Below are 25427 nucleotides of genomic sequence, written 5' to 3'. Positions count from 1 at the left end.
GATGACCTACTGTACCTATCACCCACGAAAGTTTACTGAGACTGCTAGAATAGTGGCTATTAAGCAGATATACTACCAAGTTCAATTTTTCAAGCAAAGTTTACCAAAAATTTACGTAGATTTATCAAGCCTTTAACTATACGTGTAGGGTTAAGAATGAATTGGCATTGTAGATACCAATATAGTTATCTAGTTTTAAGCAAGTCATACTCATGAGAAGAAGATTTTTAAGCGTCTTAACAGCTGCTAGCGCATTGGCAGGGATTGTGGGAATTACTGAAGCTGCTCATGCGGCTACAGTCACATACACCACAGCATACAACGCGCCTACAGACCCAACAGTACCTTATGCAGGTTTTGGTTATACAGACATCATTAACGCACCTCTGAGTATCCAAAAGTTTGACTCATCTCTTGGCACACTCGATAGTGTGACGATAGATTTTATCGGCGATATTAAAGGAGATGCAGGGTTTGAAAACAGAAGCCCACAAGCATCTACAGTCACAGTGGATCTTTCTGGCGATCTGAAATTGGAACTGGCTGATGGGACATCTGTTGCCGAGTTTAGTCCGCAGCAGGATTACAGTTATGATGTCGCCAAATATGACGGCACTACTGATTTTGGTGGCACCTCTGGTAAAACCGTTGTTGGACTCACAGCCAGTCAGTCTGATACAAAAACTTACACCGACAACACCTTATTGCAGTCTTTTACTGGCTCTGATAACCTAAACTTATTGTTTTCTGCAACAGCGAAATCAACCGTTTCTGGATCAGGTAACATCGCATCTTATGTGACAACATATGCTAAAAGCAATGTCGAAGTTACATATGACTACCAACCGAGGAAGGTACCGGAACCCTCTGTCATACTTGGGATAGGTGTCATGACTGGCGTTGGTCTGTTGGTACAGAAAAACAGAAGTTTGAGCAAAGCCTAGCAGGTTTCATGCGGTTCGCTTCGTAAACAAGAGAAAATGAGACCACAAAAACAAGATCCCCGACTTCTTAAAGAAGTCGGGGATCTGAAGAACTCAATAGCCTAGGACACACCACAGATCATTCATCTGTGTGCATCTGTGTCCATCTGTGGTTATAAATATCCATTAATTTGCTATAATTACGTCGGCTTACGACTTGGTATAAGAACACCATGTCTAGGACTAAATAGCATAGCTAACAAAAATAATCCTGATACAACTAAAACAATCGCTGGTCCTGAGGGAAAATTGTAAAAATAGCTGAGATACATCCCACAAATACTAGAAAACACCCCAATGAACGCCCCTAAAATCATCACCTCATGGAGGCGTTTCACTAATAAATAGGCGGTTGCTCCTGGTGTAATCAAAAGTGATAATACCAGAATGACACCTACAGCTTTCATGCTAGCGACGATAGTAAGAGCAATCAGCAGCATGAGTCCAAAATTAAGGCGATTGACTGGTAATCCTGCTGCTTTAGCACCTAAAGGGTCAAAAGTGTAAAATAGCAGTTCTTTGTATAATAAAAAGACAGTTAACAAAACGATCGCTGCAATAATCGCTGTATCTCTCACTTCTTGAAAGGTAACACCGAGAATATTTCCGAAAAGGAAGTGATTGAGGTCGATTTTATTGTCTTTTTGAATAACAGTAATGAGGGTGACACCAAGAGCAAAAAATGCCGAAAACACTATCCCCATTGCGGCGTCTTCTTTAATGGGAGAACGCGTTCTAATCCAGGCGATCGCCATTGTACTGATCACACCAGCAATAAATGCCCCAAAATAAATATTCGCTCCCAACAAAAAAGCGATCGCCAGTCCTGGTAAAACCGAGTGACTGATAGCATCACCCAGCAAAGCAAGCCGCTGCACCATTAAGTAGCTACCAACAACCGCACATAATAAGCCTACTAAAATGGCAATGACAAGCGACCTCTGCATAAAGCCGTATTGTAAAGGCTCAATTAAAGCTTGCAACATAGTCATTAGTCATTAGTCCTTTGTCATTAGTAAAATACTTTCAACTTTTGACTTTTGACTTTATCATGCCGCTTCTGTCCAAAACATCACCTTTCCACCGTAAGCGCGGGACAGATTTTCTTCAGTGAGAACCTGCTTTCGGGAACCTGTAGCGATTAACTCTCGATTTAATAAAATCAAGTCGTCAAAGTGGGTGATTGATGCCCCTAAGTCATGGTTGACGACTAAGACAATTTTGCCGGCGGCGGTGAGTTCATGGAAAACTTCAAAAATTACCGCCTGGGTTTTTTGGTCGATACCAACAAACGGTTCGTCAAAGCAAAAAATTTCTGCTTCTTGCGCCAAAGCACGGGCTAAAAAGACTCGTTGCTGCTGTCCTCCTGAAAGTTCACCAATAGGACGGTTCTGGTATTGACTCATCCCAACTCGTTCTATTGCACTTTTTGCGACTTGGCGACTCACCACTGAAAACTGACGTAACCATCCGGTTTTCTTTACCCTTCCCATCATCACCACATCCCAGACGGTAGCAGGGTAAGTCCAGTCTATTTGGCTTCGCTGTGGAACATAGGCAATTTTCTCTAGTTGCTGCGTCAAGGGTTTGCCTTGGTAGTTTACTATACCACTGCTCGGAACTAAGCCTAACATTGCCTTAATAAGCGTGCTTTTACCTGCACCGTTGGGACCAAAAATACCAGTCAGTCGTCCTGGTTTGACAGTGCAATTGACATCCCTCAAGGCTTCCTGAACACGGTAATGCACCCCTAAATGAGCGATTTGAATCGCTTGTGTAGCATTGGTATCAATACTATTTTGTACAGACGCGCCGCCTCTGGTCTCTACAACGGGCATTTCGCCAGGTGTATTCCTGAAAAACGATAATTTTGGATGCAAAGAGATGATTTTCATAACACTGCTTGAATACTCCTTTGCTTGAGCTTACTATAAAAATGAAAGAAATATGAGAACATCTATAATTGGAAGTAATAACCAACATAAATGAAACTAATACTTCAGACGGAAGGCAGCATTCTCTCCCAAAAAGCACAAGTCAAAAGCATAAGGAAAAAATTTTTTGTTTTTACCCACTTTCCTCAGCTTTGTCTGGCAATGCTGTTGTCTTTCGCCTTGCTTAGTTGTACTCAACAAAACTCTAGCTCTTCTTCCTCCAGCAATGATAAGCCGAAAGTGGTAGCTACTAGTACCATCATTGCAGACTTAACACAAGAGGTCGGGGGAGATGAAATTCAACTCTCAGGAATACTCAAACCGGGTACTGACCCTCATGTGTACGAACCAGTACCAAAAGATACACAGGTTATGGAAGAAGCCAATTTGATATTGTATAACGGCTACAATCTAGAACCGGGACTGATTAAGTTAATGAAATCTGCGGGGGGAAAGGCGCGTCAGCTAGCGGTGGGGGAAGCTGTCAAGCCTTTGCAGTTAGATAAAGGCAAAGGCGAAGTCGTTCCAGATCCGCACGTTTGGGGTGATGTGAAGAATGCGATCGCCATGGTAAATGCCATTCGCGATGCTTTAATACAGCTATCGCCGCAAGACAAAGAAGAATTTACGAAAAAGGCACAGCAACTGACTGATGAATTAAAGCAATTAGATAGTTGGATAAGCGCGCAAATTCAAACCATCCCAGCAGATAAGCGCAAACTCGTGACAACTCACGATGCATTTCAATATTATGGACGTGCTTATCAAATACCTATTGCAGGCACTTTAATTGGTATCAGCACCGAAGAACAACCCAGCGCACAAACAGTGCAAAAACTGGTAGAAGAAATTAAAAAGACTGGCGTTCCTGCAATCTTTGCTGAAACAACAATTAACCCAGCTTTGATTAAAACTGTAGCCGAAGAAGCAAAAATCAAATTAGCACCACGCGAACTGTATTCTGATTCAATTGGCGCGCGTGGAAGTGAGGGAGAGACTTACATCAAAATGATCGAGGCAAACACGCGGACTATTGTTGAAGCATTGGGGGGAACATATACGCCGTTTCAACGTTCAACGAATCAATAAGCTTTCAAGAGCAATTATAAATTTAGCTGGCATAAAACTCTGCTTTTTCTGATAAAAACGCCAATTATTCGTTATATAGTCATAAATCTTGAGCCGCAAATATTTGCCTCTACGGAAAAATTGACTCCATGGTTATCATTTGAAATTTTTATATAATTCTCAAGATAGATGTGGTATTCTGAAATTTCAGAATAGAGTACGGAATAGCTGCACTATGGCTAGTCAGCAGAAATTCGGAGGTGGCGCGCAAAGGGTGCAAAGTGAACGGAAAAATACGTTGTTCGCAGGGAGTTTGGTTAATTCCAACTTCTTATAAAAGGAGGTATTCATACCTGGAGCAAAAGTATCTCAACCCTTGTTTAACGACCACTTTAAACCAGCTGAACCAAGAAAATCTATGAAAATTGCTCAAATTGCCCCCTTGTGGGAACGAGTTCCTCCTTCAACTTACGGAGGAATAGAACTCGTCGTGAGTCATCTGACTGATGAACTGGTGCGTCGCGGCCACGATGTCACTTTGTTTGCCTCTGGTGATTCGCAAACATTAGCTAGACTCCAAGCAACTCATCCTCGTGCATTGCGTTTAGACCCAAACATTAAAGAGGGTATGATGTACGAGATGCTACAGGCTAGCGAGGTTTACCAACAAGCGGAGGAATTCGACATCATTCATTCCCATGTGGGGATGTGGTCATTGGCATTAGCAAATATGGTGTCAACACCCACAGTGCATACCTTGCATGGCGCATTTACCAATGACAGCAGCAAAGTATTTACCCTTCATAGAACGCAACCATACATCAGCATCAGTGATGCCCAGCGTAAAGCAGACCTGAATTACGTCAGCACTGTTTACAATGGCATCAAGATACAAGATTACCCTTTTGTAGCGGAACCGAAAGAACCCCCTTATCTGGCATTTTTAGGGCGCTTCTCGCCAGAAAAAGGACCGCAACATGCGATCGCCATAGCAAAACAAGCGGGTTGGCGCTTGAAGATGGCAGGGAAGGTTGATGTTGTAGACGTAGAGTTTTTTGAAAAAGAGATTGCCCCGCTTATCGATGGTAAGCAAATTGAATACCTGGGCGAAGTAGATCATGCTGCCAAAGTTCAACTTTTGGCTAACGCATCCATAACTCTGTTCCCTATTACCTGGCGAGAACCCTTTGGCTTAGTCATGATTGAATCAATGGCAACTGGTACACCAGTGATTGGTATAAATATGGGTTCCGTACCAGAAGTCATTGCCCACGGTAAAACAGGTTTTGTTTGCCAAACCTATGAAGAGATGGCGGATATGATTCCCGCTGCTTTGGAGTTAAATCGTCAAACCTGTCGAGAATATGTGGAAAACAGGTTTACGGTTACCCAAATGGTGGATGGGTATGAAGCTGTCTATGAAAAAATCCTCAAAGACCGCACTCAGAAGAATGGACTGATTCATGCCCTGAGAAACTCATTGGAATCAATAGCTTCTGTGAAGCTGTAATCAACAGCAGCTTTCTGCGTCAAGGAGAAAAATATGAAGATGACAACGAATAGTTGTCCTTGTTGCGGTAGTTCTTTGCTGCGTCATGTACGTCACAGAGGTGTCTACTGGTTTTGTCAATCCTGCAGGCAAGAAGTTCCTCTGTTAGGTATCAGTCGTCCAGACTCCTGCACTCACAGACGTATTCCACAACGTCCAATCTCATCCCAACTCATTCTGACGTAATGACAGCTAAAGTGCAGCAATAACAGCTTGTTATTTACGTTCCTACCTCCAAAACACCTCCAATCAAGTCGAATAGGTCAAAGACCATCCACTAAATAGTGCAGCGTTCATTCTGTTTCTTTGATTAATGTAGCCAAGCTGGTTCCCGTCCTTGAGTGTTGTTTGCATCTTTTGTTCATGACACTCAATCACCGTGGTACCAGCTTTTGTCTACTCAGACGTTTTGCAAAGTAGATTGTTCCCAATTATTACTAATACCAATTCGACCTGAAGATGCTCTTAAAAAATGAGGCCTCGCCTCCCTAACTCGTTCCCAGCCTCAGCCTGGGAACAAGAAGTTGGATGCTCTGCATCGTTAACAAAAACGGCGTAAGTCCCCATCCTTCTATAAGGTGGGGATATAAGCCGGACGGCGACGATTACATCTTTGACCAATAATAGCGGCAGGCTATTGAGGAAAAAGGTGTATGAGGAGTCGTCAAAGAAAAACCGCAAAATCACAGACATTTTGGTGTATAATAATATTGGTCGATGACCCGCCCAACTGTCTCGGAACAGATAGGTCAAGTAGCGGTAGTACGCTTACCACAGAAAGAGCAGAGCTTGGGGAAAGAACATGACCACTGGTTAGCAAGGTTATGTCCTGCTGTAAAAAAATAAACCAAGCCATGTTGTACGTAAAGTTATATCCTTGCGGAAGGCGAGGATCTGCCTGTGGAGGGGGAGTAAGACCGAGACATGTTTGCATGAGGAGGCATCGCCCAATGAAGCGGGAAGCCCAAGAGACGAATAAGACCGTCGTTGCGGAACTGAAATTGGAAGCCCCTTTTTCAGCAAAGCACTCATGGGGTACTTCACAAGGGACTTCCTTGCTTAAAAAGTATCCAACTTTTTTTGTGGGATGGAATTGGTGCCATTGGTGTCAACTTAAGCCACAACCCTTTGACAATCTCGTTAAAATCTGGTTTCCAGGTGTTGAACGACAAATGATTTGACTACAGCGACAGATTAAATGTCACAATTTACGGTCGTAACAACCTTTTAGTTAGAAATATTACAAGCGTTGAGTCAATAGAAAAAAGTGCTATGAGTCAATATAACAACTACTTCAAGCCAAGTCTGCGAGGGTTGAGTGACTCGTGACAAACAATTTGCTGCTATGGTCAAATAACTTGTCGCTCAACAAATGTGTTTCTTGAAAGAGTAAGACAACCCGTACTAGAGGAGAGCTCTGATGCGCGTGCTGCTATCGACGATCGGGTCGCGGGGTGATGTCCAGCCGCTAGTGGCGCTGGCGTTGGAATTGAGAGCCCTCGGCCAGGAGGTCCGCCTGTGCGTGCCGCCCGATTTCCGCGACTGGATCGAAAGCCTGGGGATGCCCGTCACGCCCATCGGACCCGAGCTGCGCTCGACCGGGAAAGCCAACCCGTCAGCAGCCCCACCCTCGCCCGAGCGCCTGCGTCAGCTGGCGTCAGCCACGGTCGCCACCCAATTCGAGACGATCGCGGCAGCAGCCCAAGGCTGCGACGTGATCGTGGGAGCAACAGCCCTACAGATCGCCGCTCGCTCGGCGGCAGAGAGGATGGGAATCCGTTACGTCTTTGCCGCCTACTGCCCGACAGTCCTGCCATCGCCACACCACGCGCCACCCCCATTGGGTCTACGGGGAGACACGCCGACGCCCGCACCGACCGACTACCCCGAGCTCTGGGCGCGGGATGCAGAACGCTTCAACGCCACGTTCGGCGTCGCGCTCAACTCCTCTCGGGCATCACTCGGGCTGGCCCCCGTCAGTGACGTGCGCAGCCACATTTTCACCGACCGGCCCTGGCTGGCCGCCGACCCGACGTTGGGGCCCTGGCCCGATCCCGAAGACCAGGCCGTGTTCCAGACCGGTGCCTGGATCCTGCCGGATGAGCGTCCACTCTCCCCCGAACTGGAGACGTTCCTCGACGCCGGCGAACCACCCGTCTACTTCGGCTTCGGCAGCATCCGCGCGTCGGAAGACCTCAGCCAGGTGATGATTAAATCGGCCCGTGCGCTCGGACGCCGTGCGATCGTGTCCCGCGGGTGGGCCGAGCTGTCACTCGTGGACGACGAACCCGACTGCCTAGCTATCGGCGAGGTCAACCAGCAGGCACTGTTCAAACGCGTCGCGGCCGTCGTCCACCACGGCGGCGCAGGCACCACGACCGCAGCCGCGCGAGCCGGCGCGCCCCAAGTCGTCATCCCCCAGCTGTACGACCAGCACTACTGGGCCCGACGAATCCACCACCTCGGCATCGGAACCGCGCACGCCCCCGGCACACCGACCACCGACTCGCTGACGAGCGCTCTCACGCACGCACTCCAACCCGACGTGGCTGCCGGTGCCCAATCCATCGCCACCGCAGTGCGCAGCGACGGCGCACAGGTCGCCGCCCGGCACTTGATAACCGACCCCCAGAACTCATTTTGAAGCGGGTTCTAAAGCCGGCGAGTGTCAGTGGGAACGCAGGAAGACTCGACACGTCGGTGATGCGCGTTGGCACCTAACGCCTGAGTTCAGCTGGGCAGCGGGCTGCATAAGGCCGTGAATGCCGAGGAGCCTTGGGTCGCTGCGTCAGCTGCAACCATTTGTTAGCGGACCGACGGCGCGGGTGTGCTCTGCGGAGTTCCAGGGCCAGGTAGCGGCGCGCACAATCCCAAGAGCGTGCCGTCCGGCGCACGGACGTACGCGACCTCCTGCCCCCAGGGCAGTACGTACGGCTCGGCGAGAACCTTCGCCCCTGCCGCGACGGCGCGCGTGAACGCACCGCGCACGTTGTCCGTCGTGAAGGCTACCTCGGCGTTCGCTACGCGCGTCCCCAAGCTCGGCCGTTCATACCCCGCCGGCATCAAGCGCTCCCCCGTCACGTGTGCCGCCACTGCCAGCGTGACAGTCCCGCGCCCCGCAAGCTCCCCGAACTGGTAGTCGGGGTCGTAGAAGCGGCGCGTCAGGCCAAGCGCACGCTCGTAAAACTCAAGGGCGGCCGGCACCGCTCCATCATCCACGTATACCACCACGGTCGCCAACTCCATCCGACCTCCTTGTGAGCAGCGGGTTACCCCTCGTGTACAGCCAGCTAACTTGGCATTAGGCAGAACTAGTTCGGCCTATCCACCCCATAGAGGTAATTAGGCTGAATTAATTGCGTCTAATCACCCAAATCGGACATTAGCCCGACGAATTTTCCGTATAATACCCCTGATTCCAGCCATTAGACCGAATCCTTCAGCGTTTCTTCGGTCTGTTTTTGCCTCCCATTCTGTTGAGCGACAAGTTATTTGACCATAGCAGCAAATTGTTTGTCACGAGTCACTTAACCCTCGCAGACTTGGCTTGAAGTAGTTGTTATATTGACTCATATAGCAATCCTACATCATTCATGAGAAATTTAGAACCGATTGGGCGAATAGAATTCGCTACTACACAAACAAAGTCCAGATGGTGCGTGGACTTCATAGAATAACCCGCGTAGGCGGTGAGACAGCGCTGCAGGAGGGTCTCCCGACCTAGGCGACTGCGTTCGGCTTTGCCGTGCCGCAGGCATACCCGAAGGGGTTTCGTCTGTGTAGCCGCGATTTATAATCGCCAATGCTGAATAAAATTTTACCGAAGAAGAACGAAGGTGTCAGTCGTCATCCGTCAGAATGACTCCTGTACGACTGGCGATACGGTGAGGGTTTAAAGCCCCTGCTTTCAAGTATGGAGGAATAGAAATGCGGGGCGCATCGTATCTGAAACCCCCGGTACAGAGCGTGGGGTATTCTGACCAATGTATTCTGAATTCTGACTCCTTCTCATTTTTAAATTTGATGTTAAATCTACGTATTTTCTCACAAGTCATATAGGATTGCTATAGCACTTTTTTCTATTGACTCAACGCTTGTAATATTTCTAACTAAAAGGTTGTTACGACCGTAAATTGTGACATTTAATCTGTCGCTGTAGTCAAATAATTTGTCGTTCAACAGAAATCCTTAAATGATTACTTAGTCACGAGCGCTACTAGCAGCGCTTATGATTAACTCTTCAACATTGCGTCGCATTGTGTTGCAAATCACATCCAAGGGTAGGTCATTTGGATCATGCCCGAAAGGCTCCTCGATTTCCGACCCAATTTCTTCAATACTCAATAAGGTGAAACTTACAAAAGCCGTTATTACACCAGTCCACCAAGTTAAATGAGTAACTATCTCAAGAGGCAATATCAGACAGAAAATCAACAACAATTGCCTGAGTTTAATGCTATATATTAAGGGCAGTGGAGTTTTCAAAATGCGTTCACAGCCACCCAAAATATTTACCAAATCATCCACCAAGTTATGTAAGGCAGTCAGCTGATAGATATTTATACAATTACGCTCATGCTGATGCTGCAAATAATCTCTAATCCAGAAGGCAATTTGTAGTGGGGGATGTTGAGTATCTTTGAGCTTGAAATACTGAATATCGGACATCAATGGCGCTAACTGCTCGTCAACCGGCTCTCCCCTGAGATGTAACTTCATCGCGATCGCAAAAGCAACTAACAGCCGCACAGTTGCCTCTTTTTTTCCTCTATCCTTCGGTGACTGCTCTTTAACGACTATGAAAATTCCCTGAGCCAAGTTACGAACCGTATTGACTAAACTTCCCCACAATCGACGACCTTCCCAAAATCGCTCATTGGCTGTATTCGTCCGGAAAACTAATAACAAAGTAAAGCCAATATTGAAAGTCAAGATAGCATTGGTAAGGACACCGCTTTTATGTGCGAATACTACGGAAAACCCAAGATAGTTTAATAATGATACTAAAAAACCATAGACACCACAAAATATTACCCAGGGAAGAATGACTGGAATAACTGACGTTTCAAGTCGTAAACAGACTTGAAACCAATTCAGTTTTTCGCCAGTGTAGAGGTAATACTTTCCTGTAAACGAATTTTTTTTCCTGCTTAGAAACTTTTTGCACCGTTCCAGTAGATTAGTGGAATTTGAGCGGCTCATCTATTATAGCTCCAAATTAATTAACACAGAACGTTCAACCTGGCTTATGAATCTTTAGAAATCAGTCTGCGTTTTGGGTTGGAGATTTCATGATTGCATTAAATATTAAATTATATAAAGTTATACGAAAAGTATATTACCTTGCTTATGCAATATACTACTGTTGCTGATAAATATTTTTCAGCCTTTCCACAGACACTGCTATAGCTTAATTTCTCCATTCCAAAATCTAAAATATAAAATTGGTATAGTGACTCTAAACTACGTACACAGCCAAACATCAAAATCTTCCTCCCCAGCTTCCCCCAATCAAAAACAGCTATTTTTAAATCAGCCTTGAGTCAATCTAACCCAGTGCCAAAGAACCTGCAAGAAACTCACTTAAATCGCGCTCGTGCTAGCCTAAGCCTTGCGTTGTCTTGGTATGGAAACCTTCGCAAACCCGGACAGTCGTCATCAAACTCACAATTAGCAGGTTTGGTAAAACCAGAATTGGAACTTTTGACCACGACACTCAACAAACTTGACTATAACGTGATCCGCATCGCGGCTTTTGGTTTGGTCAGTCGTGGAAAGTCAGCGGTGTTGAATGCTTTACTAGGACAAAAGATTTTACAAACTGGTCCCCTGAACGGTGTGACTCAGTACCCTCGTTCCGTGCGTTGGAATCCTGGCGGTAAGGTGCAAGTGGAGTTAATTGATACACCAGGATTAGATGAAATTGAAGGAGAAGCACGGGCGCAGATGGCGCGGGAAGTTGTGCGTCAGTCTGATTTGATTCTCTTTGTGGTATCTGGTGATATTACTAGGACTGAGTATCGAGCGCTGTGTGAATTGCGGCAAGCACAAAAACCCTTAATTTTGGTCTTCAATAAGACAGACCTTTACCCGGATACAGACAAAACAGCTATTTACAACAATTTGCAACAGTTGGGCGCAGGAAATCCCCAAGGAAAACCCTTAAAACCTGATGAAATTGTGATGGTGGCGGCGGAACCTGCACCAATGGAAGTGCGCGTTGAGTGGTCTGATGGTCGTGTGACACATGAATGGGAAACACCACCGCCACAAATAGACGAACTCAAACAAACAATTCTGAAAATTCTCAATCGCGAAGGGCGATCGCTGTTGGCTTTAAACGCACTGATCCAAGCACGGGATGCACAAGAGGCGATCGCCCAAAAAACCATCGACTTACGCCAACAACAAGCAGAAGACTTGATTTGGCAATATACCAAATACAAAGCTTTAGCAGTGGCGCTCAATCCCATCGCCTTCTTAGATATTCTCGGCGGAACAATTGCCGATTTAGCCTTAATTCGCTCACTAGCACGGCTGTATGGTTTGCCAATAACCAGCTACGAAGCCGGGAAGATTTTAAAAACGATTTTATTCAGTTCTGGTGGCTTACTGCTGGGAGAACTAGGCAGCAGTTTGCTGTTAGGTTTGGGTAAAAGTACCGCCGCCATTGCTTCTGGAGAAAACCCGCTCAATGTCACTGCTTATGCTGGAACTGCAATCACGCAAGGTGGTATCGCAGGTTACGGAGCATACGCTGTGGGGAAAGCGGCGCAAGTCTATCTCGAAAAAGGCTGTTCTTGGGGACAATTGGGAGCGAGTACAGTTATTAAAGAAATACTAGCTGAGGTGGAACCCAATACAATTTTGTATCGTTTGCGGCAAGAGTTGGGACAGCATCTTGGCTAAAAATATCTCGCGCAAAAACTTACTCGTTAGGTGGTAATTCTAAAGGAATCGGACCGAGTGAACCTTTACGAAAATCTGTGAGTAGTGTACGTGCAGTTTTTTCGACATCGCCTTTGTAACGATACTCTGCCAAAGCATGCAAGTATGCTTCTCCAGTCAGAGGCGTGGGGTCGAGTGTGTAACGCGATCGCAAAGGATGTTCTGGTAAAAAATCAGGATCATTGGTCTGACCATCTTTGATGATATCTACTAATGCCGCTGCTACTGTTTGATTGTCGTAAGATGCTTCACCTATATCGTCACAAATCGCTAACTTCAATGCTGCTTCTTGATTTTCCAACCTAGCAGGGATGACACCTGGAGCATCCAACAATTCCAGTTCCTCGGAAATTCGCACCCAACGCAATTGGCGAGTTACCCCAGGACGCGCTGCACTTTCCACCACTCGCCGTCCCAACAAACGGTTGATTAAAGCTGATTTGCCAACATTCGGAAAGCCAATCACCACAGCACGGACTGGACGGGGTAACATCCCGCGACTTTTCCGCCGTTCATTAATAGCCACCCCAGCAGCTTGTGCCGCTTTTGACACCGCAGCCACACCTTGACCTTGCTGAGCATTGGTAAAATAAGGTACTTCGCCCTGGCTCTTGAACCACTGTGTCCACGCTTGTCGTACTTGCGGCAAAATGATATCAACTCGGTTTAGCACCAACACCCGTGTTTTGCTTCCCACCCACTCGCTCATTTTCGGATGATGTGTTGCCAAAGGAATCCGGGCGTCGCGTACTTCCAATACGACATCGACAACTTTGAGATGTTCTTTGAGGTTTTTTTCAGCTTTAGCAATGTGCCCTGGATACCATTGGATGATATTTAGTTTATAGTTTTGAGTTATTGACATTTGTACGAGTGTCCTTTGTCTTTTGTCCTTTGTCAAATGACTCAGGATGATTGATACTGTGTAGCGAACTGATAAAATAATATCTGTGGGCAGTGCTTGCAAATTGTAAGCCACCATTGACAATGAATAGGCTAGAGTGCTTCTTTTGTCATAAGATTTCTTGCAAAAGTCATATACCAATATTTAAAACCACAGATGCACACAGATTAACACAGATAAATCATCTGTGTGCATCTGTCTCCATCTGTGGTTTCATTTTCATTATTCTTGACTTGGTAAGAGCCTTATTGTACAACTTTAGCCATATAGTAGCGCAAACAAGCACCCTACTTTGATTGATGTAGAATTATCCGATTACCATCTGGGTCATAAGCATATATTTCCCTACCGTGGGAAGCAGTGATAATTGCTCCTGGTGGCGAATAGCCCAATGCAGTTAGATGAGCGATCGCACTTTCTAAATCACTAACCTCTAAACACAAACTCATCTTACTTTTAGCCGAGTTTTCAAATTCAGAAAAGTCTGTCTGTCTTGGTTGAAAAATACCTAATTTCAAACTAGCAAATTGAAACTCAGCATAAACGTTTGGGATATAAGTCGTTGGCTCTATACTTAGGAACTGGGTATAGAAACCAACTAAACTTTCAAGATGAAAAGTTGCCAGGGTAACGATACCTTCAGTAAATTGAAAAGTCATCTCAAGGATGCAAATTATAGCCACAAAATCGTTAAAGACATTAAACAAGAGTGCAAAAGTCAATTTTTGGAAGATCAAACCACAGATAAACACAGATAAATGCTCTATGTTTGTCTGCGTGAATCTGCGGTTTAAAAAAACCAAAAACTCGATTTTTGTAACAAATCAATTAATGTCTGACAAACTCAAACCATAACCATCAAAATCAAGTTATTCATGTTTTTCTGACAGCTGCCAGAGTTGGATTTCGTAACACAGATGCTGGTCAAAAATTAGACGTGCTTCTAACCCCTCAACAATCAGCTTTTTAAGCCAACGATTAAACATCCAGCGCCCGATAGCATGCAATGGTGGGACAGCGATCGCCACAAGATCGGCAATATACTTGATAGTACTCAGCCCAAAAGTGCGGAAGGTTCCTATACCCAAGTCAATCGTTGGCGCAATTTGGGCTGAAATATCCTCAGCTTTAACTAAATTGAACCCAGCTTGCACCAATGCATCATGAAGAACACTGCCGACATGACAATTGGAAAAGATGCCCTCATGGTATTTGGCATCAACGCGGAGCATATCGGCAAGCAGCAGGTAGCCACCACGGTTAAGCAGACGAGCGGCACCTTGAGCAATGTCATCAGCAGCCATATACTGGCTACTTTCGCTGAAGAGGATGAGGTCGTAACAGTGGGTTCCCTGGAAATCTTCAAATCTCGTTAAGTGGAACGGTGCTTGACCGTTGGTCCGCTTCACAAACATCTCTTGCTGAAACGGATCGGGTGCCAGTCCCTCAACAGTGAAGCCACGCTTTTGCAGGTAAGCAGCATTGCCACCAATGCCACAGCCGACATCAAGCACGGTGTTTATTCCCTCTGGGATGAAACTTACAAGTTTGGCTGCATAAGCTTCCTGAGCGGTGCGTAGCTGCGCAATAGTCAGCTCCTCGCCAGAAGCAGGTACTGGCTCCCAATAGCCATAATGGAGATAAGGTGAATTTGAAAGTTCCAGATAGTAATTGAGCGCAGCATTTTGGTAGCGCGTCGGTTTAGGAATATCAATTAACTTTGGTTCAGGCATGAGTGACTAGGGTGTGTTCAGCGGCGGACTCAAAACAGTGAACAGTTATCACTGATAACTGATAACTGGTTGAGCCAAGGTACGGGTATTAGCGTAGCATTTTGTTAGAAACGTCCACTAAATCTGCATTCCAATCGGACTGGAGCATACATCATGTTGATAGCACTGTCATTGTACCTACCAGCAGCTGGCGGGTGCAAACGGGAACTGCGGACGCAGAGCCGTAGTGACACGGTACTAGTTTGTTGTGCTAACTGCTGTTGCCGGTTGATGTTGAATATCTCTGTCTGGATCACCCAACTCGCGCACATTTGCTGCAAACTCTAGCATAATGCCATCAGGGTCATAGAAATAAACAGAGGAAATAAATGTACCTTCGTCAAGTTCGCGAACAATACCAGCGGGAAGATCTGTGTGGTGTAAAACAGGTGTTGCTACTTGAACGCCTTTAGCAACAAGTTTTTCTCGGTACTCCTGAAGTTTTTCAAATGAAACTTTAAATGCCAGATGGTTTAATGAGCCGTGTGCTGTAGTTAGATTGGCAGTTTGCCAAGCATCAGGTCTAGCAGATGCTATACCAGGAGCGGCTTCTGGTGCTTGTGGAAACCAGAAAAAAGCGATCGCCTCTCCATTGCCAATATCAAAGAAAAAGTGCTGTCCACCATCCGGTAGGGCGATCGTTTTGATTAACTTCAGACCCAGCGTGTTAGTGTAAAAGTCCACAGTGCGTCCCATGTCCTTACACACCAAGGCAATATGATTTATTCCTTGCAGTTGAAACTCATTCATTGCTATCACCTGTTTTCAAAAAAGCTTATTCTTTCTAAACCAGTGTAGACATTGAACCGTTCCCCTCGCAAAAATCCAATTAAGGTAATCCCAAATTCCTTTGCTACAGACACTGCCAAACTGCTAGGCGCAGAAACAGAACAGACAATCGGAACACCCGCCGTTGTACACTTTTGCAAAATTTCAAAGCTTGAGCGCCCGCTCACCATGACTATATAATTACTTAAGGGTAACTGCTCACTCAGCAAAGCTGAACCTATCAATTTATCTAAAGCATTGTGACGCCCTACATCCTCGTGTAAGTTCACTAGCTGTCCTTGGCTGTCAAACAACGCCGCTGCATGCAAACCCCCTGTAGCATGAAACACACCTTGATCCGCCCGAAGCTTATCTGGTAAGGTATAAATCATCTCAGCAGTCACGAGCAGTTCTGAAACAATAGCCGGACAACCCTGAAAGCGCAAAGCTTCAAGACTCGCCTTACCACAAACTCCACAGGCACTACTGGTATAAAAGTGTCTTTCCAAGGGCTGTAAATCTGGATTCAATCCCTCTCGAAGGGTAACATTTACAATGTTGTAGCGTTGCTCACCATCCGCCGACTTATCCACGCAGTAACTCATGCGTTGGATATCTTCTCGACAGCTAATAACTCCCTCACTATAGAGAAAACCAGCAGCCAGTTCAAAATCTGCCCCTGGTGTGCGCATAGTAACGGCTATTGTCTTTTGGGGAGAGGCAAGGCGAATTTCCAACGGTTCCTCGGTCGTCAATTGGTCTTGCCGAGAACGGATTTTACCATTTTCCACCACCCAGGTCGTGGTTTTGGTTTTACTGCCAGTTCGCCTATTCATAGCTAATTGTCCTTTAACGGTGTCGCGGAAGTCCCCACCCTCAACGCCCTCGTCCTGCGGACAAGCTGCAAGGGACGTAGGGTGGGGATGGACAGCGGAGGATGACGTATGCCTAACGGCAGCGAAGGCATATGCGTCTTTGACTGATACTTGCCTGTGGCAAGTCAGGAAAAAGACGTATGTTAGCGAAGCGGCGCGTTAGCGCGGAATCCTCAAACTTGTCCGCAATTAATTTATCAATAATTTGATATTATGATAAAATACAAAAACCAAGGAGGTGATATTGAGTGTTACACAAAGCCGTACAAGTCCGTTTATATCCATCAAAAGAGCAACAAATACTGCTAGCTCAGACGTTTGGTTCTGCGCGTTGGTGGTGGAATTATGCCTTGAATAAATCAATTGAAACTTACAAAGAAACGGGTAAAGGACTTGGACGCTCAGCACTCAATGCATTTTTACCTGCACTTAAAAAAGCCGAAGAAACAGCCTGGCTGGCTGATTGTTACAGTCAAGTTTTGCAAACTACAACACTCAACCTAACCACAGCCTACAAAAACTTTTTTGATAAACGTGCAGGCTTTCCTAAGTTCAAATCTAAGCATGGAAAGCAGTCAATTCAGTATCCTCAAAACGTCAAAGTTGTAGATGGTAATGTCAAACTTCCGGGCAATATTGGAGCGATAAAAGCCAAAATCCATAGACAGATTGAGGGAAAAATCAAGACTGTTACCGTGAGTCTTGCTCCGTCAGGGAAATATTTTGCATCTATACTGACTGAGATTGAGGGTGAAAATCCCTCTACGACAGAAGGTAAGATTTACGGCATTGACTTAGGGTTAAAACACTTTGCCGTTGTCACAGACGGCGAGAAAGTTTCTAAATACGACAATCCTAAACATCTTGCCAAACACGAAAAGAATCTAAAACGCAAACAGAAGAAGTTAGCGCGTAAACAAAAGGGGAGTAATTCACGATATAAGTATAGAAAAGTTGTTGCCAAAGTGTACGAAAAAGTTAGCAATTCGCGGCAAGATTTTCTACATAAACTTAGTTACAAGTTGGTCAGCGATAGCCAAGCTGTCATAGTAGAGAATCTTCATGTCAAGGGCATGCTTCGTAATCACCCTTACGGGTTCGCCACTTGCTACAACGGGGGGAACCCCCGCAACGCAGTGGCTCACAACTTGCGCGAATCTTTATCTGATGTTGGCTGGGGAACATTCACTAACTTCTTAGCTTATAAGCTAGAACGCAAAGGTGCAAAGTTGGTTGAGATTGATAGATGGTTTCCTAGTTCCAAGCTTTGCTGTAATTGTTTCTATCAGATGGATGAGATTACATTAGATGTGAGGGAATGGACTTGCCCTCACTGCGGTACTCACCATGATCGAGATGGGAACGCTGCAATAAATATTAGAGCAGAGGGAATCAGATGGCTATTGGCGGAAGGTTCAGCCGTCTCTGCTGTAGGAGGGGAGGTAAGACCAAAGCTTGGACGAAAGTCTAATCTGAGGCACTCGCCTATGAGTACAGAAGCCCAGCCTATGTCTTCGACACGGCAAAACCGAACAGGCGTGCCGTAGGCATAGCCAAGGCTGGGTAGTTCACCTTGCATATCTGAATTTGAGAAACTCCTTGTGGGATCGGCTGTCCTGCCCAGGGCAAACGCATCTAAATATAGTACACGCATACTAAAGAGTCAGGAAAGGTAGAGATCGCTGATGGGATGGAGGTTGAGCAATGAGGCTTTGATGATAAAGTCATTCTAGAAGTAGAAGAAAGACCCTAAAAAAGCGTGAAGCTCAAGCCCAAAATTACGATTGCTGACCACTTTGCCCTGATGGAAGACCCAAGAATAGACCGCACGAAGCGACACAATTTAATTGACATTCTCACAATTGCTTTATGTGCAGTGATATGTGGAGCAGACAGTTGGGTGGCAATTGAACTGTATGGCTGCACAAAATATGAGTGGTTGAAAACGTTTTTAGAGCTACCAAATGGCATTCCGTCGCATGATACATTTGCACGAGTATTTGCACTGGTTGATTCGCAGCAATTTCAGTCATGTTTCTTAAATTGGATAAAGTCAATCGAGATCAAGACGGATGGTGAAGTAGTAGCAATTGACGGCAAAACTTTATGTGGCTCCCATGATAGAAGCAGTAACCAAAGTGCAATACAAATGGTAAGTGCGTGGGCAACTACAAATAAGTTAGTGTTAGGGCAGGTAAAGGTGGATGAGAAATCAAATGAAATTACAGCAATGCCCGAATTAATAAAAGTATTAGAACTATCTGGTTGTATAGTGACAATTGATGCAATCGGTTGCCAGAAGGAGATTGTGAAGTTAATTAGCCAACAAAACGCAGATTACGTAATTACTCTCAAAAAGAATCAAGGTAATCTGTACGATGAAGTAGAGCAACTATTTAAAGCAGAGATAAGCAAGGGTTTTCAAGATTTTCAACATAGCACATACAAAACAGAAGAACATGGGCATGGTCGTCATGAAATTCGCCACTACGCGATGTTATCAGGAATTCAATCTCGGCTTGACCCTGATTTAGTTTGGTCAAACTTTAATAGTATTGGGATGGTAGAATCCGTCCGGCAAGTAGATGGTAAAACAACAGTGGAGACTCGTTATTTTATTAGTAGTCTTGCAGATAATGCTAAAGAATTTGCTAATTCTGTTCGGAGCCACTGGGGAATAGAAAATTCATTACATTGGGTATTGGATGTAGCTTTAAAAGAAGATGACTGTCGGATTAGAAAAGATAATGCTCCACAAAATTTTGCAGTAATGCGGCAAATAGCAGTAAATCTTTTAGGTAAAGAGAAGCGTGTGAAACGGGGAGTTAAAAATAAACAGTTTCTGGCAGCAATGGACAATAAATATTTAGAAAGAGTTTTATCTTTAGCTTAAACTAGCTTGTCAATAATTTAGTTAAGATTGTTGCTTGTTTTCAGGAAGAAGCTTACTTATTCATGGCTGAATAGTTGGCTAATTTATCCTTAGACAAGAGTTCTTTCATTAGAGATAAGCTAATTTACGTGTTAGCAGAAGAAACAATTTGTTCTGTTTATCTTTTGTCAAGTTTTGCATTTATATAAATAGTTTTGAAATCCTTATTTGTTTTTATTAGGAAATAAGGTGCGTTTCCCCTGGTATTTGTGGCTGTTCTCATACTCTAGCTCGTTCAAAGTCCATCTATCTTTGGTTAACAGCCACTCTATTACAGACGAACGTTGCTCTGAGCTTAATAGCCCAACACTTCCTTGATGAGCGAGTTTTAAACCTTCTACTCCACTTTGAAAAAATGCTTTTTTCCACTTACTTATAAAACCCGATGAAACTCCCAGTATCGGCATTATCTCTTCATGCTTGTATCCACACAGCAGCATCTTGACTGCGAGCGCTCGTTGAAGTTCACGTTTATCTTGGCTCTTTTCAATAAACTCTTCTAGCGAGCGCATCCACATTACTGCACCCTCACCTTAGTCATCCAAGCTACTTATGCCCTCCTACGTATTTTCTCACGACTGATTCAGGATTGCTATATGTTCCTATTGAATAGCTTCCTCCGTTCAACAATCAGGTTTGTAATAATTAGTTTAATGACGATCGCAATAGTGCTTGGCTCGAATGCGATCGCCCACAGTCAAATACCTTCTTTATCCACCGCAGCCTCTGAAGATCCGCACCAGCCACCTAAGAGTGTCACCCGTCTCGGTTTATAAGTATCCTTCATCTACAGTGCTATACGATCCAAATAAAGCACTGCGAGTTTGGGGGCCGACTATACCATCGACACGCAAACCATTGTTGGCTTGAAACTGCCGGACTAGCCCAATAGTCGTATTTCCGTAATAACCTGTAGGATTAATCCCTAAACGCCTTTGTACTTGTGATACAGCAGAACCTCTAGAACCATAACTGAGTGTGATGCGTCCACCTACTCCACCAGACGTTGGGTTGTTTGAACGAGAGTTATACGTATCACCTACCCATCTTGCAGCTACATATCTATTTCTGGATAGGCGAACAAAACCATTGGCTCTACCAGTGCTGGTAATTCTAGTACCGTTGGGAATACAGTCTACAACTGAAGAACTAGTGTAGGGGCTTACACGCACGTTAAGACAACTGCCGTTAGTTCTGACATAAGCGCCTAATGCTGCTGATACTTGGGTAATAGCTGTAAAAAATACCATAAAACCAGCTAACGATAACCAAACAGAAGATTTCAGAGATTTCTTCCAATCTAAGTCAAACTTGGGAAATTCATAGTCGATAGATTTTGCCTGACCGTTTGCCTCTTCGTAGGCCACGAACATAGATGAATAAGCAATATATTCCATTGATTAACACCTTAATCTTTCAAAAACTAAAAACTCACAAACTTTTCACACCACAAATTAAGCGATTCTTGAACGGCAATAGACTCACTCAAAGCCATCGTCCAGTGTCTATGGTGTAGACTGCAATTTTATTCGCCACCATCGCTGAAAATAATGTTGTCGCTACGAATCCAACCAATCGCTCCCGATCTTGGGAATTTCACTCGACACCAGTTAAGCTGACTACCACGTCTATCTTTGTCTTGAACGCATTGTAAATTTTGGACGCGATCGCCACCTAAACCGTAGCCCTTAGTATCCGAGTTGATAGTTGGTCTTGTACGTAGGTTAATTCTTTTTGACCGTCCTCCAGCTAGCGTCACCCAATTAGATCTAGCGATGAGATAAGGCTGGTTTAACTGATTTACAACAGAAGAATTTGAGGTTACAGAAATATCATTAATTCCTTGCACTCCTTTCTGAGAAATATTTGCTTTCACTGGAAAAGTCGCAACAAATGATGCTAAAGATACAACAGTGGTAATAAGTAATGTTTTAAGGATCATGATTTTTGTTCACCTAAATATTGACAAATTAAACTTTACCTAGCCTTTGTTGCTTGTTTTCGTATTTGCTCGTTAAACTTACCCATCCTGTAACAAATATAGAGAACAGAAGCCCTAAAATTTTTAGACAGATTTAAATTTCCCATGTTTTCTTCTTGACTTCAAGTGCAGATAAATCAGTTAATCTATTTACAGGCAAATTAGCCCAAAGCACCATCATGATTAAACCAATTCACAATTCGCAATGACGCTCTCTACGAAACGCTAAAAGCCTAGCTTGCAACTCTTACATAGTACGCGGACTCGCTACCGCTACGTTCGCGCAGCGTCTCGTAGAGAAGCGTTAGCGAGTCTGCGTTCGCGCAGCGTCTCGTAGAGAGCGTCCGGAGATTTAGCTTAGGCTTCAATTCGCGCTGCCCTTCAAAGGCTAGGACTTAAACCCCCAAAGTTCGTTAAACTTGTCAGAAAGTTATATTTTTACTCTTGTTTTACAAGGTTTTATTATTAATTTTTTGATATTTAATTTGGAGATCAACCTAAAACTTTTATTAATATAGCTTTAATATACGTTGTATATTTTATTTTTTCTATCAAAAAATATCCATGAATTTAGTTACAGTTACAGAAATATCACTTAAATCAGTTAAGAGATAAATTACTTTATTCAAAACATCATATACATCAGTTAAAGTGAGAAACTTACTTACGAACATCTGACTTTTTTCAGATAGTTCCAACAGACTGTAAGCCATTGAGTAAGTCAATCGACAAACAAAGGACTTGAAGGATATTTTTCGATTTCATATATACACAAAAATTTTGTATTTATTTATTTTTGGAATCAAAATTTTATGAGAGAATAGCTATTAGATTTTCATAATTTTGTGAAAACATCAAAATCAAATCTAACTGAAAATGAAGCAATTAACCAAGTTGAAGAAGAATTCAGAAGTCAGAATTCAGGAGTCAGAATCAAGACGCGACGCTCGAATACTCGCTAACGCTCCGCTATCGATGACTCGCTAACGCTTCGCTATCAGTCGGGGATTCAGACCCGCGACTTTCTTGTTGACCACCAAATTTTCAATTTGGTGGGGGTGCAAAAACGCCGGTTATTCATCCGCTTTTTCGGTCAAAAAACATTGCTGAATTCTGACTCCTGACTCCTGAATTCTGTTCGATAAACATGAAAAACAATCAGAAATTTTCTGCCTTTCCTCGGTTAACCAGCAGTATCTTTTTAATTTTGGGGATTTCCGCCATACCCTACACTACCGCTTGCAGTAATCAATCCAATAGCAGCAAAGCCGAACAAGTTTCTCATACTAAGTTTCCTCTAGGTTTTTCGGTAAGTAAAATAGACACCACGGTAGACCCCAAGCAGGATTTCCAGAAATTTGCAGCAGGTAAATGGCTCGATGGTGTTCAACTTACCCCAGACCTTCTGCGAGCGTCCGATAGTGACTTTTTAAACAAGCAGGTTTCCCAGCAGGTGCAAAAAATAGTGTCACAAGCAGCTGCTCAAAGCACTAAGGCATCTAAAGGAAGCCCGTTGCAACAGGTTGATAACTTTTATAGCTCAGGCATGGATGAGAAGCGGCTGAAAGCTTTGGGGGTTTCTCCTCTGAAGCCAATGTTTGACCGTGTTGAGGCTATCAACTCTCCTCAGACTTTGACGGAAACCCTTGCCGATTTGTCAGTCATATTCAGTGGAGATGATATCCTGATGTTTGGGGTTGAGATTGAAGCAGATACCCAGAATAGAACCATCAACAGTGTCTATGTGGGCGATCGCAAACTGTCCCTCCTAAATCAAGCAGAATATTTGAATCAAGACACGGCTGCTACCCGCAGTGCCTATTTAAAGTTCATCACAGACAACTTAAAAATCGCTGGCGATTCTCCTGAAAAAGCAGCAGCCGCAGCTAAGAAAATTCTGGAAATAGAGACTCGCCTTGCCAGTAAAAAACTCAGCCCTGTAGAAAAAAGAGACCCCAACCGCAGATACAAAAGGATGTCGTTTGCAGAGCTTGAGTCTTTGCTATCCAACTTCGATGTCAAGACCTATTTTCAAAAGTTGGGATTACCGACCAAGGGAAATGTCATTGTTGTCGAGTCTCAGGCATTGGCAGAGCTAAACCAGATACTCAAGCAATACCCGATAGAAGACATCAAGACCTATCTCCGTTGGGTGGTATTGCTGCAAAGCAAACCCTATCTGACTCCCGCATTTAACGAGCCTGCGCTTGCCTATGCTCAGAGTCGCTATGGAAAATATCAGCTTCCACCCCGTGCTGAAATTATATCCAGTGAGATTCCTCAATTATTGGGTCATCCTCTATCTCAACTCTATGTCAAAGAATATTTTTCTCCCCAATCTAAGCAAAGGGTAGAAGATATGATTGGACAGATCAAATCTGTGTTCAGGACGCGGTTGGCAGCGAATCGCTGGCTGAGTCAGTCTACCCGTAAATCCGCCCTGGAAAAACTTGACCGTATGGTAATCAAAGTAGGGTATCCAGAGAAATGGATTGATTACTCCAGTATTGATATTCGACCGGATGACTATTTTGGCAACGTGATGCGGATCAAAGAATTTCTCTCCCGTCGCAATTTGGCCTTGTTGGGCAAATCAGTAATCCGTGATGAGTTCAACGACCCAGAAGCCACATTGCCTATCAGCGTAGATGCAGCCTACGATCCAGGTAAAAATGGAATTGAGATCCCTGCGGCTTTTTTACAACCACCATACTTCGATAGTAAGGGCGATGCAGCCGTGAATTTTTGTTCTATGGGAGCTGTAATTGGTCATGAAATGACTCACGGTTTTGACAGTCAAGGGCGACTTTACAATGCTCAAGGTAATCTCCAGAATTGGTGGACTGATGAAGATGCTGCTAAGTTTGTAGCCCAGACCGATAAATTGGTGAAACAGGCTAATGCTTTTGAAGTGCTTCCGGGGTTGAAATTGAACGGAAAACTTACCGTAGGAGAAAATTTGGCTGATGCTGGTGGGGTCAGTCTAGCTTATGAAGCGCTACAAAAATATTTAAAAGAAAATCCCCAAGCTAATCAAAAGATCGATGGCTACACACCCCAACAGCGTTGCTTTATTGCCTGGTCTCAGTTATGGGCTATGAAAACCAATGAAGGTATTCTTCGCCAAGTGACAGCAACCGATCCCCATCCTCCAGGCTCTTATCGTGGCTTTGCTCCTTTTCAGCATGAGGATGGGTTTTACAAGGCCTTTGGCATCAAACCGGGCGATGCTATGTGGTTGGATGAAAAAGACCGCGTGAAGATATGGTAAGTAGTAATTCAACACACTAATATTGACCTGTGTAGATTGGGAAAAGGGCAAAGGGTAAGGGTTTAAAGCCTTTACCTTTTTCCCCTTACCCTTTCAAGCGCCTGTCAAAAAGATTTTGGCAGACTACTAGTACAGGTCGGCGGAAATAAACCTACCATTTAAAACAGCCATAAATTACCTTGAAAGAGTTCTATACCCGGCTGTTCCTCACTTAGAAAACGGGAGCATTTACAGACCAAGGTTGAGTTCTGCAAAGTCATTGTTTTCTCTACTTAAAACTCAAAAAAGTTTTCTACACGACTAAGACAAGTAGGTTAACTGATTTATCTGCACTTGAGGTAAATAACAAAATATGGGATACTTCAAGCTATCTAAAAACTTTCGGTTTTCCATTCCTTGCTTCTGTTCCAACATCGCTAAACTGACTATAATACGCAGTAGG

Annotated in this window: 23 protein-coding genes and 1 pseudogene; 12 read left to right on the top strand and 12 right to left on the bottom strand. The window is 44.4% G+C overall.

All coding sequences use genetic code 11. The features are described 5' to 3' along the window. Positions 1 to 212 precede the first annotated feature (212 nt). The gene (locus ACM0OZ_RS11710) at positions 213 to 944 is read left to right on the top strand and encodes a choice-of-anchor E domain-containing protein (RefSeq protein ID WP_414583006.1); all 732 of its coding nucleotides are present in this window, start codon (positions 213 to 215) and stop codon (positions 942 to 944) included. A gap of 179 nt (positions 945 to 1123) precedes the next feature. On the opposite strand, the gene ACM0OZ_RS11705 is transcribed toward ACM0OZ_RS11710, so the two are convergent. Continuing rightward, positions 1124 to 1969: a metal ABC transporter permease gene (locus ACM0OZ_RS11705; protein ID WP_414583045.1), complete on the bottom strand. Its 846-nt coding sequence runs from the start codon at positions 1967 to 1969 to the stop codon at positions 1124 to 1126. A 63-nt stretch (positions 1970 to 2032) separates the two neighbouring features. Further along, positions 2033 to 2821: a metal ABC transporter ATP-binding protein gene (locus tag ACM0OZ_RS11700; RefSeq protein ID WP_414583044.1), complete on the bottom strand. Its 789-nt coding sequence runs from the start codon at positions 2819 to 2821 to the stop codon at positions 2033 to 2035. 147 nt (positions 2822 to 2968) lie between these two features. Between ACM0OZ_RS11700 and ACM0OZ_RS11695 the strand changes: the two genes are divergently transcribed. From ACM0OZ_RS11695 to ACM0OZ_RS11670, 6 genes are all read left to right on the top strand, one after another. Next, a complete protein-coding gene (locus tag ACM0OZ_RS11695) occupies positions 2969 to 4006 on the top strand; it encodes a metal ABC transporter substrate-binding protein (protein ID WP_414583005.1) in 1038 nt (345 codons plus the stop codon). 397 nt (positions 4007 to 4403) lie between these two features. Further along, positions 4404 to 5495 (top strand): glycosyltransferase family 4 protein, encoded by a 1092-nt coding sequence (locus ACM0OZ_RS11690; protein ID WP_414583004.1) that lies wholly within the window; start codon positions 4404 to 4406, stop codon positions 5493 to 5495. A 33-nt stretch (positions 5496 to 5528) separates the two neighbouring features. Then, positions 5529 to 5720, top strand: a complete 192-nt coding sequence (locus tag ACM0OZ_RS11685; RefSeq protein ID WP_414583003.1) for a hypothetical protein — start codon at positions 5529 to 5531, stop codon at positions 5718 to 5720. A gap of 531 nt (positions 5721 to 6251) precedes the next feature. After that, positions 6252 to 6380: a hypothetical protein gene (locus ACM0OZ_RS11680; RefSeq protein ID WP_414583002.1), complete on the top strand. Its 129-nt coding sequence runs from the start codon at positions 6252 to 6254 to the stop codon at positions 6378 to 6380. A gap of 104 nt (positions 6381 to 6484) precedes the next feature. Next, positions 6485 to 6715, top strand: coding sequence for a hypothetical protein (locus ACM0OZ_RS11675; protein ID WP_414583001.1), 231 nt, complete (start codon positions 6485 to 6487; stop codon positions 6713 to 6715). A 239-nt stretch (positions 6716 to 6954) separates the two neighbouring features. Beyond that, positions 6955 to 8178 (top strand): glycosyltransferase, encoded by a 1224-nt coding sequence (locus ACM0OZ_RS11670; protein ID WP_414583000.1) that lies wholly within the window; start codon positions 6955 to 6957, stop codon positions 8176 to 8178. Positions 8179 to 8339: 161 nt separating this feature from the next. On the opposite strand, the gene ACM0OZ_RS11665 is transcribed toward ACM0OZ_RS11670, so the two are convergent. Next, on the bottom strand, positions 8340 to 8780 hold the full coding sequence (locus tag ACM0OZ_RS11665) for a VOC family protein (protein ID WP_096562486.1): 441 nt from the start codon (positions 8778 to 8780) through the stop codon (positions 8340 to 8342). Positions 8781 to 9734: 954 nt separating this feature from the next. Then, positions 9735 to 10736 carry a bestrophin family protein gene (locus tag ACM0OZ_RS11660; RefSeq protein WP_414582999.1) on the bottom strand — a complete coding sequence of 334 codons (1002 nt, stop codon included), beginning with the start codon at positions 10734 to 10736 and terminating at the stop codon, positions 9735 to 9737. A 336-nt stretch (positions 10737 to 11072) separates the two neighbouring features. On the opposite strand from ACM0OZ_RS11660, the gene ACM0OZ_RS11655 reads away from it, so the two are divergent. Next, complete coding sequence (locus tag ACM0OZ_RS11655) at positions 11073 to 12443, top strand: GTP-binding protein (protein WP_414582998.1); 1371 nt, start codon at positions 11073 to 11075, stop codon at positions 12441 to 12443. 19 nt (positions 12444 to 12462) lie between these two features. Here ACM0OZ_RS11655 and ylqF read toward each other — a convergent pair whose 3' ends face one another. The 5 genes from ylqF to fdhD all read right to left on the bottom strand — a co-directional run bounded on the left by ylqF (position 12463) and on the right by fdhD (position 16762). Next, positions 12463 to 13347, bottom strand: a complete 885-nt coding sequence (ylqF, locus tag ACM0OZ_RS11650) for a ribosome biogenesis GTPase YlqF (RefSeq protein WP_414583043.1) — start codon at positions 13345 to 13347, stop codon at positions 12463 to 12465. Between the two features lie 326 nt (positions 13348 to 13673). After that, complete coding sequence (locus ACM0OZ_RS11645; protein ID WP_414582997.1) at positions 13674 to 14045, bottom strand: VOC family protein; 372 nt, start codon at positions 14043 to 14045, stop codon at positions 13674 to 13676. A 210-nt stretch (positions 14046 to 14255) separates the two neighbouring features. Continuing rightward, positions 14256 to 15119 carry a class I SAM-dependent methyltransferase gene (locus tag ACM0OZ_RS11640; RefSeq protein WP_414582996.1) on the bottom strand — a complete coding sequence of 288 codons (864 nt, stop codon included), beginning with the start codon at positions 15117 to 15119 and terminating at the stop codon, positions 14256 to 14258. A gap of 237 nt (positions 15120 to 15356) precedes the next feature. Continuing rightward, complete coding sequence (locus tag ACM0OZ_RS11635) at positions 15357 to 15908, bottom strand: VOC family protein (protein WP_414582995.1); 552 nt, start codon at positions 15906 to 15908, stop codon at positions 15357 to 15359. Positions 15909 to 15913: 5 nt separating this feature from the next. After that, complete coding sequence (gene fdhD, locus ACM0OZ_RS11630; RefSeq protein ID WP_414582994.1) at positions 15914 to 16762, bottom strand: formate dehydrogenase accessory sulfurtransferase FdhD; 849 nt, start codon at positions 16760 to 16762, stop codon at positions 15914 to 15916. A 287-nt stretch (positions 16763 to 17049) separates the two neighbouring features. Here fdhD and ACM0OZ_RS11625 point away from each other — a divergent pair, with 287 nt between their 5' ends. Together ACM0OZ_RS11625 and ACM0OZ_RS11620 are read left to right on the top strand one after the other, a co-directional pair. After that, the gene (locus tag ACM0OZ_RS11625) at positions 17050 to 18348 is read left to right on the top strand and encodes an RNA-guided endonuclease InsQ/TnpB family protein (RefSeq protein ID WP_414582993.1); all 1299 of its coding nucleotides are present in this window, start codon (positions 17050 to 17052) and stop codon (positions 18346 to 18348) included. A 212-nt stretch (positions 18349 to 18560) separates the two neighbouring features. Further along, entirely contained in the window at positions 18561 to 19694 is a 1134-nt protein-coding gene (locus tag ACM0OZ_RS11620; protein ID WP_336231470.1) for an ISAs1 family transposase, read from the top strand. 242 nt (positions 19695 to 19936) lie between these two features. Here ACM0OZ_RS11620 and ACM0OZ_RS11615 read toward each other — a convergent pair. After that, positions 19937 to 20245: pseudogene (locus ACM0OZ_RS11615) on the bottom strand (helix-turn-helix domain-containing protein); the annotation flags it as partial. A 141-nt stretch (positions 20246 to 20386) separates the two neighbouring features. Here ACM0OZ_RS11615 and ACM0OZ_RS11610 point away from each other — a divergent pair. Continuing rightward, positions 20387 to 20509 carry a hypothetical protein gene (locus ACM0OZ_RS11610; RefSeq protein ID WP_414582992.1) on the top strand — a complete coding sequence of 41 codons (123 nt, stop codon included), beginning with the start codon at positions 20387 to 20389 and terminating at the stop codon, positions 20507 to 20509. On the opposite strand, the gene ACM0OZ_RS11605 is transcribed toward ACM0OZ_RS11610, so the two are convergent. Together ACM0OZ_RS11605 and ACM0OZ_RS11600 are read right to left on the bottom strand one after the other, a co-directional pair. After that, positions 20504 to 21130, bottom strand: a complete 627-nt coding sequence (locus ACM0OZ_RS11605; protein WP_332986984.1) for a peptidoglycan-binding domain-containing protein — start codon at positions 21128 to 21130, stop codon at positions 20504 to 20506. The two genes, ACM0OZ_RS11610 and ACM0OZ_RS11605, sit on opposite strands and share 6 nt — an antisense overlap. A 128-nt stretch (positions 21131 to 21258) precedes the next feature. Next, positions 21259 to 21675, bottom strand: a complete 417-nt coding sequence (locus tag ACM0OZ_RS11600; protein WP_414582991.1) for a hypothetical protein — start codon at positions 21673 to 21675, stop codon at positions 21259 to 21261. Between the two features lie 1186 nt (positions 21676 to 22861). Here ACM0OZ_RS11600 and ACM0OZ_RS11595 point away from each other — a divergent pair. After that, complete coding sequence (locus tag ACM0OZ_RS11595) at positions 22862 to 24985, top strand: M13 family metallopeptidase (protein ID WP_414582990.1); 2124 nt, start codon at positions 22862 to 22864, stop codon at positions 24983 to 24985. Positions 24986 to 25427: the final 442 nt, after the last annotated feature.

The organism is Scytonema sp. PCC 10023 (assembly GCF_963920835.1).
Classification (GTDB): Bacteria; Cyanobacteriota; Cyanobacteriia; order Cyanobacteriales; family Nostocaceae; genus Kalymmatonema.
The sequence above is the reverse complement of the archived record's forward strand: the minus strand, read 5'-3'. Positions and strand labels throughout refer to the sequence as shown.

Coding starts and splice junctions, on each gene's coding strand:
- ACM0OZ_RS11710 (WP_414583006.1), top strand. CDS start 213: ATGAGAAGAAGATTTTTAAGCGTCTTAACAGCTGCTAGCGCATTGGCA.
- ACM0OZ_RS11705 (WP_414583045.1), bottom strand. CDS start 1,969: ATGTTGCAAGCTTTAATTGAGCCTTTACAATACGGCTTTATGCAGAGG.
- ACM0OZ_RS11700 (WP_414583044.1), bottom strand. CDS start 2,821: ATGCCCGTTGTAGAGACCAGAGGCGGCGCGTCTGTACAAAATAGTATT.
- ACM0OZ_RS11695 (WP_414583005.1), top strand. CDS start 2,969: ATGAAACTAATACTTCAGACGGAAGGCAGCATTCTCTCCCAAAAAGCA.
- ACM0OZ_RS11690 (WP_414583004.1), top strand. CDS start 4,404: ATGAAAATTGCTCAAATTGCCCCCTTGTGGGAACGAGTTCCTCCTTCA.
- ACM0OZ_RS11685 (WP_414583003.1), top strand. CDS start 5,529: ATGAAGATGACAACGAATAGTTGTCCTTGTTGCGGTAGTTCTTTGCTG.
- ACM0OZ_RS11680 (WP_414583002.1), top strand. CDS start 6,252: ATGACCCGCCCAACTGTCTCGGAACAGATAGGTCAAGTAGCGGTAGTA.
- ACM0OZ_RS11675 (WP_414583001.1), top strand. CDS start 6,485: ATGAAGCGGGAAGCCCAAGAGACGAATAAGACCGTCGTTGCGGAACTG.
- ACM0OZ_RS11670 (WP_414583000.1), top strand. CDS start 6,955: ATGCGCGTGCTGCTATCGACGATCGGGTCGCGGGGTGATGTCCAGCCG.
- ACM0OZ_RS11665 (WP_096562486.1), bottom strand. CDS start 8,780: ATGGAGTTGGCGACCGTGGTGGTATACGTGGATGATGGAGCGGTGCCG.
- ACM0OZ_RS11660 (WP_414582999.1), bottom strand. CDS start 10,736: ATGAGCCGCTCAAATTCCACTAATCTACTGGAACGGTGCAAAAAGTTT.
- ylqF (WP_414583043.1), bottom strand. CDS start 13,347: ATGTCAATAACTCAAAACTATAAACTAAATATCATCCAATGGTATCCA.
- ACM0OZ_RS11645 (WP_414582997.1), bottom strand. CDS start 14,045: ATGACTTTTCAATTTACTGAAGGTATCGTTACCCTGGCAACTTTTCAT.
- ACM0OZ_RS11640 (WP_414582996.1), bottom strand. CDS start 15,119: ATGCCTGAACCAAAGTTAATTGATATTCCTAAACCGACGCGCTACCAA.
- ACM0OZ_RS11635 (WP_414582995.1), bottom strand. CDS start 15,908: ATGAATGAGTTTCAACTGCAAGGAATAAATCATATTGCCTTGGTGTGT.
- fdhD (WP_414582994.1), bottom strand. CDS start 16,762: ATGAATAGGCGAACTGGCAGTAAAACCAAAACCACGACCTGGGTGGTG.
- ACM0OZ_RS11610 (WP_414582992.1), top strand. CDS start 20,387: ATGACGATCGCAATAGTGCTTGGCTCGAATGCGATCGCCCACAGTCAA.
- ACM0OZ_RS11605 (WP_332986984.1), bottom strand. CDS start 21,130: ATGGAATATATTGCTTATTCATCTATGTTCGTGGCCTACGAAGAGGCA.
- ACM0OZ_RS11600 (WP_414582991.1), bottom strand. CDS start 21,675: ATGATCCTTAAAACATTACTTATTACCACTGTTGTATCTTTAGCATCA.
- ACM0OZ_RS11595 (WP_414582990.1), top strand. CDS start 22,862: ATGAAAAACAATCAGAAATTTTCTGCCTTTCCTCGGTTAACCAGCAGT.